Source organism: Nitrosarchaeum sp. (assembly GCF_025699065.1).
Taxonomy (GTDB): domain Archaea; phylum Thermoproteota; class Nitrososphaeria; order Nitrososphaerales; family Nitrosopumilaceae; genus Nitrosarchaeum.
The window spans coordinates 77219-92320 of sequence record NZ_JAILWF010000005.1; the positions used below are offsets into that span (position 1 = coordinate 77219).

19 protein-coding genes are annotated in these 15102 nt (G+C 33.5%); 11 read left to right on the forward strand and 8 right to left on the reverse strand.

What is annotated here, in order from left to right; all coding sequences use genetic code 11:
• Positions 1-297: 297 nt before the first annotated feature.
• The 6 genes from K5782_RS06910 to K5782_RS06935 all read left to right on the forward strand — a co-directional run bounded on the left by K5782_RS06910 (position 298) and on the right by K5782_RS06935 (position 7106).
• Positions 298-1251, forward strand: coding sequence for a phosphate/phosphite/phosphonate ABC transporter substrate-binding protein (locus tag K5782_RS06910; protein WP_297465220.1), 954 nt, complete (start codon positions 298-300; stop codon positions 1249-1251).
• Positions 1252-1274: 23 nt separating this feature from the next.
• Complete coding sequence (locus tag K5782_RS06915) at positions 1275-1979, forward strand: ATP-binding cassette domain-containing protein (RefSeq protein WP_297465222.1); 705 nt, start codon at positions 1275-1277, stop codon at positions 1977-1979.
• Positions 1969-2727 carry an ABC transporter permease subunit gene (locus K5782_RS06920; RefSeq protein ID WP_297465225.1) on the forward strand — a complete coding sequence of 253 codons (759 nt, stop codon included), beginning with the start codon at positions 1969-1971 and terminating at the stop codon, positions 2725-2727. Before K5782_RS06915 ends, K5782_RS06920 begins: the two co-directional genes overlap by 11 nt.
• A gap of 211 nt (positions 2728-2938) precedes the next feature.
• On the forward strand, positions 2939-4708 hold the full coding sequence (locus K5782_RS06925) for a cation:proton antiporter (RefSeq protein WP_297465227.1): 1770 nt from the start codon (positions 2939-2941) through the stop codon (positions 4706-4708).
• A gap of 82 nt (positions 4709-4790) precedes the next feature.
• Positions 4791-5927: a dienelactone hydrolase family protein gene (locus K5782_RS06930; RefSeq protein WP_297465229.1), complete on the forward strand. Its 1137-nt coding sequence runs from the start codon at positions 4791-4793 to the stop codon at positions 5925-5927.
• 165 nt (positions 5928-6092) lie between these two features.
• Positions 6093-7106: a hypothetical protein gene (locus K5782_RS06935; RefSeq protein WP_297465231.1), complete on the forward strand. Its 1014-nt coding sequence runs from the start codon at positions 6093-6095 to the stop codon at positions 7104-7106.
• A gap of 9 nt (positions 7107-7115) precedes the next feature.
• Here K5782_RS06935 and K5782_RS06940 read toward each other — a convergent pair whose 3' ends face one another.
• The 6 genes from K5782_RS06940 to K5782_RS09730 form a co-directional block, all read right to left on the reverse strand.
• Positions 7116-7691, reverse strand: a complete 576-nt coding sequence (locus tag K5782_RS06940; protein WP_297465232.1) for an NAD(P)H-dependent oxidoreductase — start codon at positions 7689-7691, stop codon at positions 7116-7118.
• 34 nt (positions 7692-7725) lie between these two features.
• Positions 7726-8151 (reverse strand): hypothetical protein, encoded by a 426-nt coding sequence (locus tag K5782_RS06945; RefSeq protein WP_297465234.1) that lies wholly within the window; start codon positions 8149-8151, stop codon positions 7726-7728.
• 72 nt (positions 8152-8223) lie between these two features.
• Positions 8224-8586 (reverse strand): helix-turn-helix domain-containing protein, encoded by a 363-nt coding sequence (locus tag K5782_RS06950; RefSeq protein ID WP_297465236.1) that lies wholly within the window; start codon positions 8584-8586, stop codon positions 8224-8226.
• A 68-nt stretch (positions 8587-8654) separates the two neighbouring features.
• Entirely contained in the window at positions 8655-9566 is a 912-nt protein-coding gene (locus K5782_RS06955) for a pirin family protein (protein WP_297465238.1), read from the reverse strand.
• 117 nt (positions 9567-9683) lie between these two features.
• Positions 9684-10079, reverse strand: a complete 396-nt coding sequence (locus K5782_RS06960) for a hypothetical protein (protein ID WP_297465241.1) — start codon at positions 10077-10079, stop codon at positions 9684-9686.
• A gap of 108 nt (positions 10080-10187) precedes the next feature.
• The gene (locus K5782_RS09730) at positions 10188-11153 is read right to left on the reverse strand and encodes a nitroreductase family protein (RefSeq protein ID WP_366069503.1); all 966 of its coding nucleotides are present in this window, start codon (positions 11151-11153) and stop codon (positions 10188-10190) included.
• A gap of 104 nt (positions 11154-11257) precedes the next feature.
• Between K5782_RS09730 and K5782_RS06970 the strand changes: the two genes are divergently transcribed.
• Complete coding sequence (locus K5782_RS06970; RefSeq protein ID WP_297465244.1) at positions 11258-12289, forward strand: alcohol dehydrogenase catalytic domain-containing protein; 1032 nt, start codon at positions 11258-11260, stop codon at positions 12287-12289.
• A 278-nt stretch (positions 12290-12567) separates the two neighbouring features.
• Positions 12568-12756, forward strand: a complete 189-nt coding sequence (locus tag K5782_RS06975) for a hypothetical protein (protein WP_297465246.1) — start codon at positions 12568-12570, stop codon at positions 12754-12756.
• Between the two features lie 72 nt (positions 12757-12828).
• Here the strand turns inward: K5782_RS06975 and K5782_RS06980 are convergent, their stop codons facing one another.
• On the reverse strand, positions 12829-13326 hold the full coding sequence (locus K5782_RS06980; protein ID WP_297465248.1) for an ATP-binding protein: 498 nt from the start codon (positions 13324-13326) through the stop codon (positions 12829-12831).
• Between the two features lie 145 nt (positions 13327-13471).
• Between K5782_RS06980 and K5782_RS06985 the strand changes: the two genes are divergently transcribed.
• The 3 genes from K5782_RS06985 (at position 13472) to K5782_RS06995 (ending at position 14570) form a co-directional block, all read left to right on the forward strand.
• Complete coding sequence (locus tag K5782_RS06985; RefSeq protein ID WP_007551043.1) at positions 13472-13843, forward strand: CxxC-x17-CxxC domain-containing protein; 372 nt, start codon at positions 13472-13474, stop codon at positions 13841-13843.
• A gap of 82 nt (positions 13844-13925) precedes the next feature.
• Positions 13926-14123 carry a YwbE family protein gene (locus tag K5782_RS06990; RefSeq protein ID WP_297465250.1) on the forward strand — a complete coding sequence of 66 codons (198 nt, stop codon included), beginning with the start codon at positions 13926-13928 and terminating at the stop codon, positions 14121-14123.
• Positions 14124-14336: 213 nt separating this feature from the next.
• The gene (locus tag K5782_RS06995; RefSeq protein WP_007551045.1) at positions 14337-14570 is read left to right on the forward strand and encodes a hypothetical protein; all 234 of its coding nucleotides are present in this window, start codon (positions 14337-14339) and stop codon (positions 14568-14570) included.
• Here K5782_RS06995 and K5782_RS07000 read toward each other — a convergent pair.
• Entirely contained in the window at positions 14560-15042 is a 483-nt protein-coding gene (locus tag K5782_RS07000; protein ID WP_297465253.1) for a hypothetical protein, read from the reverse strand. The two genes, K5782_RS06995 and K5782_RS07000, sit on opposite strands and share 11 nt — an antisense overlap.
• Positions 15043-15102: the final 60 nt, after the last annotated feature.

The following is a 15102-nucleotide window of genomic DNA, read 5'->3' on the forward strand; positions in this document are numbered from 1 at the left end:
GTATGACTCTAATCAGGAGAAAGATTTGCAATTGGGGTAACGTGTAACCTATTCTAAAAAATATACTTGCGTCCTAAATGCAACATAGTAAAATAAAACATTAAAATCATTATTCACGGATTATTTTTTTATTTTTAGAGAAATTGGATTTTAGTTTCTGACCGCAATTTTTTATTTTGTGAATATAATATGATATCAGAAATTAGTCCTGTAAGCGTATGTGTGGTATTTTTTGATCATATTCTATAACTGTGGAACTTATGTCAAATTTAAATAAACATCACAAAGAAACATCGCATGAATAAATTTTATGTCTTAATTCCAATAATATTGATAGCTGGAATTGGCATAGGATACGGTGCATTTGTAACAACAGACAACAGCATAGATACAACTACAAAGAAAGTCATAACACTTGCAATTCAACCAACAGCTCAAGCAAGTGACATAGAATCACAAGCAAATGAACTAGAACAATATCTAGAACAAGAAACTGGTTATGACATTCAAATTTACGTCCCAACTTCATATGCGGGAGTTGTAGAGGCCTTACGCTTTGGCAAGGCAGATGTTGCATTTATGAGTGCATGGCCTGCATATCTTGCAGTAGAGAAGGCAGGTGCAACATTAGAAATTGCAGAAGTAAGAGAAGTGGTTATAGGAGACACATTAACTGCGGAGACATTTTATTATTCATATTGGGTTGTTCCAAAAGATTCACCATATAACACACTAGAAGATCTAAGGGGCAAACGTGCAGCATTTTCAAGTCCATTATCCACATCAGGGTATGTAACCCCAATGAAAACAATGGTAGAGACAGGGTTAATCACAGTAGAAAAAGGCAAGGAAGTTGATCCAAAATCATACTTTTCAGATGTGGTATTTGCAGGAGGTTACAGTCAAGCATGGGAAGCACTGAAAAGCAACAAAGTCGATGTTAGCATAATTGCAGGTGATGTAAGCGAGAAACTTTACAGAGAAGTAAGAGAAAATACAAAGGCAATCCACGAGCAGGGCCCTATACCATCACACGGTGTGGTATTTAGCAAAGAGATGGATCCTGCTGCAAAAATGGAAATCAAACAAGCGATGTTAAAGATGGGAAATGATGACAGTACAAAACAGATCATGAGAAAACTTGTGTCTGCAATATTTGTGGGTTTTGAAGAAACCACGGCAGAGAAGCATCTTGAAAACTTGCAGAGCGCACTAGAAATGACAGGTTTGAAATATACGGAGAAAGTTTAGTCAAACGTATGAATGCACTCAGTATGAACACCGTTCATCTGACTGTTAATAGTAAAAAAATACTCAACAATATTTCGATTGATATCCCACAGGGTGATGCAATTACTATAATGGGACCAAATGGGGCAGGAAAGACTACCCTTTTGCGAGTTGCATTAGGTCTTATCAAACCAACCTCAGGGGAACTATATTTTTTTGGAAAAAAGGGACTAGATAAAGAAAACCAAAAACGTCTTGGGTATATTCCACAAAATTTAGGATTAGTCAATGAACTTAGTGTATTTTCAAATGTAATGATGGGCGCATTAGGAAGAATGCCACGTTGGCGTTCCATTACAGGTATGTATTCAAAGGATCTGTTAGATGACGCATATTCTCTAATGTATGATCTAAAGATTACTAATCTAAAAGATGTAAAAATAAAAAAATTAAGCGGTGGGGAAAGACAAAGAGTTGCAATAGCAAGAACGTTAATTCAAAAACCATCAATGATTTTAGCTGACGAAATGACTGCAAGTCTTGATTTTAAGGCAGCGGTTTCAGTAATGGATATTTTTTCAGAAGTAAAAAAGAAAATGAAGATCACATTATTAATGACACATCACAATCCAGATCTTGCCAGATTATACAGTGACAATGTATTGATTATGATAAACGGAAGAATTGAAAAAAATATTTTAGCAAGTGAAATAACACAGGACGTGATTGGGAGTCTCTATGAATCCTAATCGTTTTCAGTATACTTGGATTGCCATACTGCTAATAATAATTGGAAGTTCTATACATCTTGGATTTAATCCATTATCAATAATTAGTGATGTAGACAATTCCGCAGTAATTGTTGGTGAATTACTAGAATTTGATTTTAGCGTATGGGACAAGGTATTGTTTTCTTTAATTGAGACATTGGAAATGGCATTAATTGGATCCAGTATCGGTTTTGTATTATCAATTCCAGCAGCATTGCTTGCAGCAAGAAACATCTCTCCATCATATGTAAGTATAATTTTTAGAGGTCTACTTGGAATATTGTGGTCAATACCTCCTTTGTTATGGGCGATTTTACTTGTGGTAGTTGTAGGATTAGGTCCAACTGCGGGAATATTTGCAATATCTCTATACATTATGGGATTAAGTGGAAAATACTTGTATGAAATCTATGAATCACAAAATGCATCGGCATATGATGTGATGCATGTTATGGGTGCAACAAGAATGCAGATTGCCAAATTCGTAACAATTCCAGAAGCACTGTCACATATGGGAAATCAATATCTGTTTTTATTATCATACAGTGTAAGAGAATCATCCATTTTGGGATTGGTCGGAGCAGGAGGAATCGGATTTTATATCATGCATCATCTTGAAAGTCTTAATTATGGAAAGGCAGCCCCGTTTATACTTGCAATACTGGTAGTGACATTAGGCATGGATTATGCCAGTACAAAACTACGAAAAAGATTGGTTCACAATTAAATTCAATTTCTCCATTACAAGAAAGGAAATGTTATAAAAAATATCAAAATGACATTATTTACTTGACTAGTGACAATATTTTTGAAAAACATGTTCAAATAAGAACATTAGAAAATAATCAACAGTAACTAATACTGATTTTAGTAAACAAAAAAATGAACATATGCACTGCCAAATAGACTTTTAAGGATTAAAAAGATAAAGTGAGTGATTGGTATCTGCAGGAACAACAGAGTTTCTAAGCCTACTTGCGATTCTTTTTGGTGGAGGAATGATTGGTGCTTGGCTAATGCACAAGATAAAATTTCCAACAATCATAGGATTCATACTAGTTGGAATTATAGTAGGACCTTATGGATTAAGTGTAATAGAAGATACCGAATTAATTAACCTGTTAGCAGAATTTGGAATCATCATACTGCTTTTTGTTGTAGGATTAGAATTTAGCATTAACAAGTTAAAACGTGTTGGACTAAACGGAATCATCATAGGAACAGTTCAGCTTGGAATTGTATTCTTTTTGGGATATATTGTTGCAATAGCACTTGGATGGTCTCATCTAGAGGCACTTTTCTTGGGCAGTATTTTGTCTATTACAAGTACTGCGATATCACTTAGATTTTTGCGGGATCTCAATTTAGTAAATACCAAAGAATGGGATACCGTAATCACCATACTGATAATAGAGGACCTTGCAGCTGTTCTTCTTTTAACATTACTTGGAAATGCTTCAAGTGGAGAACATTTTGCAATAACTGATGCGGGTTCATTGATAATTCAAAGCATATTATTTTTTGTTTTGACTTTGGCAATAGGCATCAAGGTAATTCCAAAGCTATTGGAGCGGGTATCCAAAATAAACATGGAGGAAGCTCCTTTTGTCACTGCACTTAGTTTGGCATTTGGTTTGGCAGTTCTTGCACATTTTTTGGGTTTGAGTAGTGCGATTGGAGCATTTTTGATGGGAATGATAATTGCGTCCTCAAAGTTTTCTGAAAAGATAACTCCGCGTGTTTTACCATTAAAGGATTTTTTCATTGTGATATTTTTTGTGTCAATTGGAATGCTTGTAAACATTACATTGATTCCAGATGCAATTTGGATTGCAATTCCAATTGTCATCATAGCGATAGTTGGGAAATTTATTGGAAACATGTTTGCAGCCTCAATGTCAGGAAATACTTTCATCAGTGCATCAACTATCGGTGCCATGATGATTCCTATTGGAGAATTTTCATTTATCATAGCTAAGCTAGGAGTGGACAGTGGAAGTATAGACGAATCCATCTATCCTGTCACAATATTAGTGTCTCTTATCACCATGCTTGCAATGCCTCTTCTTTTACGAGCTTTACCTACAGTTGTAGACCAAAGATCAATCATTCCAAAAAAACTCTTGAATTATGTTTTCTTTGCAGGCAGATTTGTAGGAGCAGGTGCATTTAAAGAAAAAACAGAACAGAGTAATAAAAAAAATGATTTGAAAAAATACGGACCAAAAATCATGGTTCATTTTGTAATAATTGTATCATCACTTGCGTTGTTAAGTTATTTTACACCAACAATAATAGATCTTTTAGAAAATCCAGACATACCATTCTTCATGAGCCCATCGCTGTTTCTTGGAATTTTAACTGCGCTTATTGTATCATATCCAATATTTTTGATGATAGGAAAAACTGAGGGAATAATAGATAGAATATCAAACACGATTACAGTAAATTACGGGCAAAATGAAAAACAACTTGTCAATAAACCAATACATAGAGTATTGCGCAACATCATATTTATCGGAGTAATTTTACTTTTAGTTGCAATATTCATCAGTTTTGTGGATTGGGAGATGGAAAATGCAAAGGTGATCATTTCAACTATAGGTTTTGCAGTAATGATACCTCTGATTCTAAGCACAATATTTTCAATACGAAAACTTACACAGACTCAATTGTTTGACAGTTGGATGTCTTCAGACAAAGAATAATCAGGTACAATTTAGAAAATAACTTGTAGGATGATGAAACAGTACATGATTGACAATATTGTGAAATGAAGCATACGTAACAATGTTACCTGACACTTATCAAGGAAAAATATCCAGTTCTCATATGCAATATTGGAAATTTGCATTTATGATTACCACGTTGTCTGTAATTGGATTGAATATTTCTGAAGTCTTTGCTCAGGTGGAGGGAAATGTGTGGTTTCCAAACTACAACAATAACAAGATAGGTGTACTTCTGGTATCTGAATCTGAAAAAACAGCAGATACAAAAGATATGACAGATATGTCTCATGATCATTCTGGTCATGCACATGTGCCACCATTACAACAGGTAAAAAATGGAGTAGAACCAACAAATGTGAAATGTAGTGATGGAATGGAACTTGTCTTAAGATACACAGATGGTAAACCTGCTTGTATCAAATCATCAAGTGTTTCAAAATTAATTGAAAGAGGTTGGGCAATCCATATTCTTCCGGATTATGAAAAAAATGAAAACAATAACTCGGTCATATTTTCTATTGGCAAATACAATACTGAGACAAATACTGTAGAGTATCATGCCAAATCAAATGGTTATCTAGCAAAACCAACTGAACAAGGTAATTTTCCTGCGGTCATAATGATTCATGAGTTTTGGGGATTAAATGACAACATCAAAGAGATGGCAGAGAAACTTGCATCACACGGATATGTTGTGCTTGCAGTAGATCTGTATGAGGGACAGGTTGGAAAGACATCAGATGAAGCAAGACAAATCAGAGGTTCATTTGAGCAGTCACAATGGGATAACAACATGAATTCTGCAGTAGAATATCTTGAAGAAAATTTTGATGCACAGTCTATTGGTTCTATTGGATGGTGTTTTGGAGGGGGTCAATCATTGAATCTTGCACTAAATAATTCTAAACTAGATGCTACGGTAATTTACTACGGACAACTTGTAACGGATTATGATTCTCTTTCAAAAATTTCTTGGCCTGTCTTGGGAATATTTGCTGGAAATGATTCAGGAATTCCTGAAGAGACTATCAAAAAATTTCAATCAACTCTTGATGAGTTAAACATAGAAAATGAGATTATCATTTACCCTGGAGTGAATCATGCATTTGCAAATCCATCAGGAGATAGATATGCACCAGAAGAATCAAAAGATGCATGGGAAAAGACACTTAAATTTTTTAACGAAAATCTATAATTCTAACAGAAATTAGACAAGATCAAATATTTTATTCTGAATGGACGAAAAAATGGTTCAAATTCTATCAAATTAGTTTGATATTTCGATACTAGAATTTTTATTAAAACCATTACTGTTCATTATGTATTTTACTTTAAATGCCAAAAAGTCCATTTAAGATTATTGCAAAAAATATTGTCCATATTTGGACTAGTTGCCATGCTATTTATTGGAATAATTTCTCTTGCAGTAGCAGAATCTAATGAGCAATCTCTTTTAGATAATTCATCATCACAATCAGTTGAAATTCCAAAATGGATTAAAGATAATGCACAGAATCATTCAATGCAAAATAATTCTAAACAAGATATTATTTCATTACTTGAGAATTTATCAAACATCGGAATGATAAAAAATGTTGTACATACTCAAATGCAGATCTATGACATACCACCTAAAGGTAAGATAGATTTTGTAAGTATCTCTGGAAATGTAAATGAGTATGGAAAATCAGGATTTGTGACATTAGAAATACAAAAACCAGACAATACAAAAGAAATTCTACGCACACCAATATTGGAAACTGGTTTGTATTCTACAGTTTTTCCAATTAATGATCAATCACAAAAAGGAACATATCGAGTCGTATCTGAATTTAACGGTAAGCAACTTTCTGTAAGCTATTTCTCTGTTGCAGATACTGTTAATGACTCCAAAAAAATTCCATCTTGGTTTGGTACTATTTTTTACTGGTGGATTGATAATAAAATAACTGATGCCGAGTTCATTCAAAGCATTCAATATCTCATAGATAACAAAATCATAATTATTTTTATAAATAATCAAACTACTCCAGAACTAGAACTTTCTGTTGAGGGTCAACATTTGGTTCGAAGAGGTACTACTCACACTATAACATCGCATATCACTTATGGAGAGAAACCTGTTGAAGGTGCAAGAGTAACGTTAACAATAGAAGATTATGATGAAAACATAATTCGAGAATTCAATGGATTTTCAGACAATTATGGAGAATTTGTTTTCTCATGGGAAATTCCTAAAAAATATGACGATCTTGAAACTTTACTTGCATATGTCAATGTGACCTATGAGGATTCATCACTTACAAAATTATTTAAATTTCAAGTATATTGTCTGCCTGGTGAATCTAATTGTAAGATTGATGGAAATAGATGATATGTGATTTTAATTATGTAATTTTGATAACATTTGAGCTAGATTGGCACCAATCTTTTTTACTTGCTGTTCTTGTTTTTGATCTTTCATAGTTCCATCCAAATTGAAAGCTTCGTGAGCTTTTGATACTGCTACTTGAGATGGAATTACAAGTACGCCGATATTTTCAAGAATTGCACGAACATGAACTAGTCCTCGCAATCCTCCCAATCCGCCAGGTGATGCACTCATTATTCCGGCTACTTTATCTTTAAAACAAGACATTGGAGATTCATCATCACCCTGTCTTGATGTCCAATCAATAGTATTTTTGAGAACGCCAGAAATTGAGCTGTTATACTCTGGAGATGATATTAGAAATCCATGATGAGATAACATCAATTCTTTTAGCTTACGTGTGTTAGATGGTAATCCTTCTTTTTTTTCTAAATCTTCATCATAAAGGGGCATCGGATAATCACGAAGATCAATTATTGTTACATCGGCGCCTGCTTCTTTTGCTCCAGCAGCTGCTACCTTGACTAGTTTTTTGTTAAACGAATCTGTTCGAGTACTTCCTGCAAATGCAAGTATTTTTGGAATCATAAATAAAGTCAGTAATTGTTATTTAACAAGTTTTCTAGGATTTGCAATTGTTTATCTCATTGAATTTTGCCCAAGTTTGAGCAAATGAATTCATTGCAATGTGAACAAATTGGTCATATGATTTTACCATAGATAATTTTGTATCCACATACGACTGCCGATATTTTGAGCCTAAATCAATCCAATTTTGATATGATTTACTTAATGACTCTAGATACTTGTCAAATTCCTTCAAAGTTTCTTGAGGAATGTTTAGTTTATCAAAGAATTCTTTTTGTGAAATATAACAGGTACCAAACATGTCATCAAAAGAGTGAAGATATGCAGTGTACAAATCAGAGTATTGTTGCATAGTTAATGGCAATTGATATTCCATTTTTTTAACGATTTCAGATGTCCTGTTTTTCATAATGTCGCAGATTGAAATTGTGGATTCATCGGGTTTGGTGTTTTTTGACAAGGTTATACTATACACTTGAAGAGATAAAAACATTTTTCAAATCTGCAAATATTTAGTTGTAAGATAATTTACTCATCGTTTCTTTGTGAGATTTTCTTTTTTTCTTTGTTCAACCCATTTATCAAGCTGCTTTAGAATTTTCCCAAGATCTTGTGTTTGTTTTGTTATACTATATTCTACACGTATCGGTACTTGAGCATAAATTTTTTTTACAATTAACCCATGTTCTTCAAGATCACGTAATCTCTCAGATAATACGGTGTTACTTATCATTGGAATGGCTTTTTTTATTTCATTGAATCTAGTAGAATTACTTTCTGAAAGTTTTTTTAAAATCAACAGAGCCCAAGTCTTTCCAAGAACGCTCCATATTTCATCAGCCTTACATTCTACGTGATTACGGGTCCTTGCCTCTTTCTCAAATTCTGTTTCCATACCTAGTAGCAAAATACTATCTAATTATAAAAAGGAAGTTGTGAGAAGAGTTTAGAATTGAATTTATTTTAAAAGTCAATTTTACCCATCTTCCCAGTGTTGTAATCTAGTATTGCTTGTTTAATTTCATCTTCAGTATTCATTACAAATGGTCCATAACGTGCAACAGGTTCACCTAGAGGAATACCTGCAATCAAAAGAACATCCAAAGGTAATGATGTTTCATTTGAGGCTTTGATTGTTATCTCATTTCCATCTTGTTCAAATAAAACAATCTGCTCTTTGTGAGCAGAAATTTGTTTGTCTCCAAATAATCCTTCTCCATTTATGACATATGCAAATGCATTATAGTTTTGAGGAATAGTTTGTGTCACTTTGGCATTTGGTTGTAAAGTAAAATGAAGATACACAATAGGAGTTCTTGTATCGATGATTGCTTTTTCTCCCATGGATTCTCCTGCAATTACTTTAACCTTGACACCATCCTTTTGTGCAATTGGAATTTTATTTGCTGGTAAATCCTGATAACGTGGATTCATCATCTTGTCTTTTTTTGGCAAGTTTACCCATAACTGAAATCCATGTAACGTTCCACCTTTCTGTGAAAATTCTTTTTCTGGCATCTCTGAATGAATTACACCAGAACCAGCTGTCATCCATTGAATGTCACCTGTTTTTATTTTTCCAGAATTACCTTGCGAGTCTTTGTGTTCAAATACGCCATCAATCATGTATGTAACAGTTTCAAATCCTCTATGTGGATGGTCTGGTGCACCTTTAGCTTCTCCAGCAGATATTTCAATTGGACCCATCTCATCTAACAAAAGAAACGGATCAACTTCTCTAAGGCTGCCATTTGGAAATGCTCTATGTACCACAAATCCTTCACCTTCTAATGTTGTTTTTGCATTAGTAACTTGTAATACTGAACGAGTCTTTGTTGTATTTTTTACTAGATTTTGATTTGTGTTTTGTTTCACAATATAGTATGCACTGTTAATTATTTAAATATGGTAGTAATTACTTACTTAGTAGGTTAGAATAACCTTACCACGATGGTTTGAATATTTTTGGAATTGACATAGACAGATGTAGAATTAAATTTCTAACGCCTTTTTCCAACCTAAAATTTCATTATCAAAATTCTTCAGTTGTTCTTCAAACTGTTCATGGGTCATAGATTCAGGTCGAATAAACAACCAAGATACAGTAGCACCACTTTGGTTAGGAGTAACTCTACACGATACAGTCCATTCTACACCACCGCCGATAAAGTCATTATCTAAAATTCCAAATTTTTCATTTTGTCTTAATCTTATTTTTGCTTTGCCAGATGATGAATCGCATATCCACCAATCATCCTTATCTCTTTGAATATTTTTTAATGCACCGCCAGATTCCCAGTTCTTGACATTTGTGAAAAATTCAAAAACAGTTTTGACATCTTTTGTTGTTACTAGTGTTTTTACAATTATGGATCTTGGAGCACTCATGTTCTAAAATCAATAACGTTGATGTCATATACGTTTCTTAGGTCATATTCGTAGGATCGGGTTGTTAAATGAAGAGTAAATTAGACATAAAAAAAATGTGAAAAATAATCAATCCTCTAAAACATGAATTAGATCTTTTAGTTTACGTCTTGATTTTGGCGATTTGCGAACATCTGGATATCCAATACAAAGAATAGATGAAGGCCTCAAGTCAGTTCCAAGAACTTGTTTTACTTTATCTTCATCAATCATTCCAATCCAGATAGAGCTTAATCCCAAAGCTGTTGCTACTAGTTGAGAGTAAGATGCAGCCAAAGTAGCATCTTGCAGAGAAAACTTTGCAAGCATTTCAGGCGAGAAATTCATCTTGACTCTACTAGGATTCATACAAAAAACCAAAACCAGAGGAGCATTAACAAATGGTTGACGATTTGCAGCCTCCACAAGTGCCTCTTTTGCTTTTTTACTTTTCACATAAAATACTTCTAATCCCTGAAAGTTTCCAGCAGATGGAGCAGTATCAGCTGCTGCCAAAATCTTTTCAATCTTCCAGTCTTCAACCTTTGTTTTAGAAAATTTTCTTGTAGAACGTCTTGTAGAAATGATCCTAAATATATCAGATTCAGATACTTCAGCTCCTTTTGTTTTACTTGATAATATGGCATTAAGAAGAGATGTTGGTTTTTGAGATTTTTTTTCAGATGGCTTTACATCATCGTCTTTTTGAATCCATACAGATGGATAGAATTCTTTGGGGAAGATTTGAACGTATAGTGGATCATGTGGAATTTTTGCATATTCTAAAATTTTTTCCCTAAATTCTCTCGCATTTGCTTCAAGCTGATCTCTGTCTTTTAGTCTAAACTGAACAACATCAGAATTTATTAAAATTTCACTAAAATTATCTTCCAGTTCTACTTTACCTACATTATTGTTTTTTAGAATTTCAACTAACTGATCTAGCTCATCTTTGTTTAATACAACTGTATCGACATCATCTTCATCTATACCACTCCAAATAATTCTGCAACCATCCTTTGAAAAATAAGATGGTTCCACTTTAGAAAAAATCATTAATTCAGATATCAAAATCATACATAAAAAAGTAATCTGAAATTTTTCATTTTGACGACAAATGAAAAATAAATATTAAAATTTCACGCAAAAAACAGCTAAATATGAATAAAATGCGAGCCATGGTATTATCTAAATGCGCACCAATTGAGACAAATCCTTTGAAATTAACTGAAATAGATAGGCATGAAATCAAAAGACCAGACGAGATTTTAATAAAAATTGAGGCCTGTGGAGTTTGTCACTCTCAGCTGCACGGAATAGAGGGAGATTGGAAAGATATTGGAATTCCACCGACTTTACCAACAGTCCCAGGTCACGAATTGGTAGGAAAAATTATTGAGATTGGCAGTAACGTAACTAAATTCAAAGTAGGAGACAGAGCTGGAATTACTCCACTACTTGAAGCATGTAAAACATGTCAATATTGTAAAGAAGGCAAGGAACAGCTTTGTGAATCTTCAGAGATCACAGGGGAATCGCTCAGAGGAGGATATTCAGAATACATTACAGTATCACAAGACTTTGCAACAAAGATTCCAGATAAAATGAAAGCAGAGTATGCAGCCCCGTTATTTTGTGCAGGAATTACAGCTTACAAGGCAGTAAAAGCTGCAGAACCAAAGTCTCACAAAAAGATTGGAATATTTGGAATTGGTGGTGTGGGCCATATGGCAGTACAGTTTGCAAAAGTAGAAGGATCCGAAGTTATTGCATTTTCACGTAGTAAAAATCATCTAGATGTTGCAAAGAAACTAGGAGCAATTGATGCCATGGTATTTTCAGATAAACAGGAATTTCTAGATGAGCTAAAAGATAAACATGGGATGTTAGATGCTGCAATTGTCTTTGCACCAGCAGATGTGGTAACTGATGCTGCAATAAAATCAGTAAAGAAGGGTGGATTAATTGTAATTGCAACAGTTGGAAAGAATCCTACATTTTTTGCATTTGAAGAAAAAACAATTCGTGGAACTGTGATTGGTTCAACTAAAGATATGGAACAAGTAATCAAAATATGCGATGAAAATAATTTGACTGTAGTTACAGAGACTTATCCTCTTGAAAAAGCAAACGAGGTTCTCAAGAAACTAAAAGAGTCTCAGATTCAAGCAAGAGCAGTATTGATACCCTAGTCTACAAAATAGGCTCAAAAATACCTATATAGATTATTGATATACTATAGGATTACAAGAAATCATTGTGATTCGGTTATACTTTCACATAGCAACTAATAATCATGACAAAAACACCAAAAATTCAACTCGTAGATGATTTTATCGAAGGCGAGTTAGATTATGACGATGATGGAACCTATTATGGAGAATAATATTCCACATCGTTTATTGTAAAAAAATAAAAGAAATTTTTAGACAAAATCAACATTAATGTACTATTAGAGACAAGAATATTCATGGCAAATTACACAACACAAGTAAATACAATCCACAAAAAATTTACTGGTGCATTAAAAAAGGCAAAAACAAGACAGGCAATAAACAAAGCATACAGTGCCCATAGAAAAGATCATGAGAGATTACTCAAAAGTCATCTTGCCGAAGAAATGAGACAGATTAAAAAAGCCAAAGCAAAACTTGATTAATCAAAAATATTTTTTATTTTTTAATAAACAAGATTTTTATGAATTTACAAGATTTAGTTTAAAACTATAGAATTATGTGATTCGCTCTATTGCAACAAATCCTTCATCTAAAGTCGGAATATCAAATGAATTGATTTGTTCTAGAATTACCTCTTTTGGTATAGATTTTCCGCTCTTTTTTTCTCTGTTTTTTAGTCGTTCAAATATTACATTTTTTGGTAATTCAAAACTAACTGCACTTAATTCCAAGTTTTTTCCATGTTCTAATGCAAATGACTTTAATTCATTAATCAGAGAGATTCGAATGTGGCGTTTTAGATGAGTTCTATCAATTACAAAGTCTTTATCATTTAAAATGCAATCATGTATCTTTTCAAAAAATTTTGATGTAATGTAATCAAATTTTTTTTTATTTTGTATATAATCAAATGCTTGAGTATATGAAATTCCCATGATATCAGCTAATTCTTCAATAACAAAATCAGTGGAGCAGGCGACGTATTCCTTATGAGAATTAACCCATGTAGTTTTGCCAGAGCCAGATACGCCAATCATAAATATTCCCTTCATGGAGATAGATGGATTTTGACAATTATTTGGGTATAACCAAACATGCCAAAAGAGGCAAAATCAGAGTAGAATTTAGGCATATTTTGATTCAAAGGGCTTTACAATAGTTTAATTACGACTCGATTTCAAGGAGCTTCAGAAAGATATGCCCTTCGATAGAGATGGCCCAAGAGAAATGTTTACTGCAACCTGTGGTGACTGTGGCAATGAATGTCAAATACCATTCAAACCAAAAGACGACAGACCTGTATATTGCAGAGAATGTTTCCAAAAGCATAAACCTCAAGAACGCTCCGGCGGTTCTAGATTTGGCGGAAGATCAAGTTATGGCGGTAGATCAAGTTATGGCAGAGGATCAAGTGATAGAGGCTCCAGATTCAGTAGAGATGATAGACCAAGAGAAATGTTTACTGCAACCTGTGGTGACTGTGGCAATGAATGTCAAATACCATTCAAACCAAAAGACGACAGACCTGTATATTGCAGAGAATGTTTCCAAAATCACAGACAAAACTAGTAAATTGTTTTGAGTAAAACTCAAAACTCCGAATATTTTATCTAACCAAAGATTTAGAATCTTTCATTTCTGCCAAATATCATTGAATGAAATACCAACCAGAGATAAAATAAAAATTGGAATTAAAGTAAAGATTGTTCAAAAACAAGATCAAAGAAATGGAAATTTGACTGAAGGGATGGTAAAAAGAATTCTTACATCAAGTAAATTCCACCCTCATGGGATTAAAGTGGAATTAGATAATGGAAAAATAGGACGCGTTCAAAGTTTAGTGGCTTAAATAACAGATGATAGAATTTTTCATATGAACTGCAAAAGATGCCATCATACTAATGAAGCCCACGTATCATCAAATGAAAGTAAATCATTGATGAGGGCAGGTAAATGCAACATTCCCAGTTGTACCTGCAAGCAGTATCTAGACCCTATTCAAGAGATAGACGAAGACTTGATGTGACAATAATTCATATAGTAAATTCTACTAAAACATTTTATGAAAAAACATGCACCTGCTGAAGAGATGAAACAAGAGTTAGATAATTTATTATCCAAACTAAACGCAATGGAAATTGTTGCATCTGATGAATTTCAAAAAGGATCAGTTAAGGTGTTAAGAGCGCTAGTAGAAGGACAGATTCACTCAATTAATGAATTTGAACATTTGAAAAAAGCAATGGACTTGCTTACATTAGAAATTTTCAAATTACAAAATAAGATCAAGAGTTAAGTCTAGTATCACTAATTCCACATTCAGTACAACGAATAATGGTTGATTTTTCTAATACTTGATCAACTTTCATTTCAGAACCGCAACAAGGACAGGATATTTTTTGAGTATCTGATTTTTGACGTATCTTATAATCAGGCTTTACCTCTTTTATCTCCTCATTGCATATAGGACGGTATCTTGTAATGATAAGATCAGTTATTCTTTTTCGTTCTTCATTTCCTGATTCAAACATTGGCAATATGGCCAGATGTAATGATTTTTCTAAGGCTAAATTATTCCAGCATTTGAAACTAGGGTGATTGGTGAAAAACTTCTCATCTGAGGTCTGCTCGCAATCATCGGCATAAATTATCTTAAAAGAGTCCTTTTGTCTAGACAGTATCAAATAGACAACTTTTTCCATTGGAGGTCCCCATTCTGAAAGTTTGATTGGACCGAGAAATTCGTATTGGAGAATTTGAATGCTCAATGAATATAGATCAAATTACTGACTTTTGTTTTTTGCTAGTATGATAAAAATAGTGCCAAG

What these genes read in the sequence shown, in the direction of transcription:
- K5782_RS06980 (WP_297465248.1), bottom strand. Translation starts at nt 13,326, where the DNA reads ATGAAGGGAATATTTATGATTGGCGTATCTGGCTCTGGCAAAACTACA.
- K5782_RS06915 (WP_297465222.1), top strand. Translation starts at nt 1,275, where the DNA reads ATGAACACCGTTCATCTGACTGTTAATAGTAAAAAAATACTCAACAAT.
- K5782_RS06920 (WP_297465225.1), top strand. Translation starts at nt 1,969, where the DNA reads ATGAATCCTAATCGTTTTCAGTATACTTGGATTGCCATACTGCTAATA.
- K5782_RS06960 (WP_297465241.1), bottom strand. Translation starts at nt 10,079, where the DNA reads ATGAGTGCTCCAAGATCCATAATTGTAAAAACACTAGTAACAACAAAA.
- K5782_RS06930 (WP_297465229.1), top strand. Translation starts at nt 4,791, where the DNA reads ATGTTACCTGACACTTATCAAGGAAAAATATCCAGTTCTCATATGCAA.
- K5782_RS06970 (WP_297465244.1), top strand. Translation starts at nt 11,258, where the DNA reads ATGAATAAAATGCGAGCCATGGTATTATCTAAATGCGCACCAATTGAG.
- K5782_RS06975 (WP_297465246.1), top strand. Translation starts at nt 12,568, where the DNA reads ATGGCAAATTACACAACACAAGTAAATACAATCCACAAAAAATTTACT.
- K5782_RS06910 (WP_297465220.1), top strand. Translation starts at nt 298, where the DNA reads ATGAATAAATTTTATGTCTTAATTCCAATAATATTGATAGCTGGAATT.
- K5782_RS06985 (WP_007551043.1), top strand. Translation starts at nt 13,472, where the DNA reads ATGCCCTTCGATAGAGATGGCCCAAGAGAAATGTTTACTGCAACCTGT.
- K5782_RS09730 (WP_366069503.1), bottom strand. Translation starts at nt 11,153, where the DNA reads ATGATTTTTTCTAAAGTGGAACCATCTTATTTTTCAAAGGATGGTTGC.
- K5782_RS06950 (WP_297465236.1), bottom strand. Translation starts at nt 8,586, where the DNA reads ATGGAAACAGAATTTGAGAAAGAGGCAAGGACCCGTAATCACGTAGAA.
- K5782_RS06995 (WP_007551045.1), top strand. Translation starts at nt 14,337, where the DNA reads ATGAAAAAACATGCACCTGCTGAAGAGATGAAACAAGAGTTAGATAAT.
- K5782_RS06940 (WP_297465232.1), bottom strand. Translation starts at nt 7,691, where the DNA reads ATGATTCCAAAAATACTTGCATTTGCAGGAAGTACTCGAACAGATTCG.